General features: G+C 61.7%; 1 protein-coding gene and 1 pseudogene. Both read left to right on the top strand.

Going from position 1 to position 1,257, the window contains the following annotated elements; translation table 11 throughout:
* Positions 1–274 precede the first annotated feature (274 nt).
* Positions 275–544, top strand: coding sequence for an H-NS histone family protein (locus AC1DQR_RS40180; RefSeq protein ID WP_416047096.1), 270 nt, complete (start codon positions 275–277; stop codon positions 542–544).
* 7 nt (positions 545–551) lie between these two features.
* Positions 552–1,133, top strand: a pseudogene (locus AC1DQR_RS40185) (DUF1016 N-terminal domain-containing protein).
* Positions 1,134–1,257 lie beyond the last annotated feature (124 nt).

The following is a 1,257-nucleotide window of genomic DNA, read 5'->3' on the forward strand; positions in this document are numbered from 1 at the left end:
GGCGGGGCCGGCATGAGGGGCGTGGGCGGCAGTTGGATTTGTCCACCGCGCCACGGGATAAACCTGTGGACAAGCCGCGCGAGGACCAGATCCCCGGCGGGCTCCTCGGGTCTGATTAATGTTTGAGCGGCGGGGTGACCACGTGATTCCCAATCCCCAAGGGAGCAGGTTGCGTTGCACCAGCGATCCGCCGGACCAATGTTGAGGCCTAACGGTCTTTGAGCCGACAACGCAGGATCCTGCCCCGCAGCTTCCTCAAATCTGTGCACCTAGAATGAAGTCGATCGAAATCGAGCGCGCCGAAGCGATTACCTGGATCCGCATTCAGATGGCCCAGCACGGCCTGACCCTGGCTCACCTGCAGGCCGCCGGCTGTTTTGCCGAGCCGCCTCCGGCGACGTTGCCTGGGGCGGTGCGCTATCGCAACGCGCACGGGGAGGGCTGGGATGGCCGCGGCGCCATGCCCGATTGGCTGCAGCGGGCGGTCAATGCCGGGCAGACCGTGGAACATTTCTGCGTTGGGCGACTGGGTGACGTGAAATAATGTACAGATGGCTACTCGATCTTCCCCACGCCGTGCAGCGGCGGATTCCCTTCCCGACGACTATGTGGTCTGGCTTGGCCAACTGAAGGAAGAAGTCCAGCAGGCGCGGCTACGTACGTCGCTGGCGGTCAACCGGGAACTGCTCTTGCTGTACTGGCGCATCGGAGGCTCGATCCTGCAACGGCAAAAAGCGGCGGGATGGGGCAAATAGGTGGTTGATCGGCTAGCGAATGACCTTCGCCAGGCCTTCCCAGACATGGCTGGCTTCTCCCCGCGTAATTTGATGTACATGCGGGCATTCGCCGAGGCCTGGCCGGACGAGGCAATTGTGCAACAGCCTGTTGCACAATTGCCCTGGGGCCACAACCTCAAGCTATTGGAGATGCTGAGCGACGCGGAGACGTGCACTTGGTATGCCCGCGCCGCAGTCGAGCATGGCTGGAGCCGCAATGTACTTGTTCACCAGATCGAGACGCGGCTACACGAGCGACAAGGCGCCGCCTTGTCGAATTTCCACCGCACCTTGCCAGCCCAGCAATCCGAGCTGGCGCAACAGTTGCTGAAGTGTATTAGCTGGGACTCGATCTGACAGATAGTCGGGCTGTTGAATCGAGAAGCGCGGCTCAATGCGGGATCAGTTTCTCCTTGGCGAGTTCCAGCGAGTCGAGGAAGGTGCGCATGGGCGTTTTGCCGTAGCACCATCGCCCCTGATG

The sequence above is a fragment of the Cupriavidus sp. 05L411 genome (assembly GCF_056398045.1).

Excerpts from the sequence above, each read along its gene's own strand:
- AC1DQR_RS40180 (WP_416047096.1), top strand. The coding sequence starts at position 275 with ATGAAGTCGATCGAAATCGAGCGCGCCGAAGCGATTACCTGGATCCGC.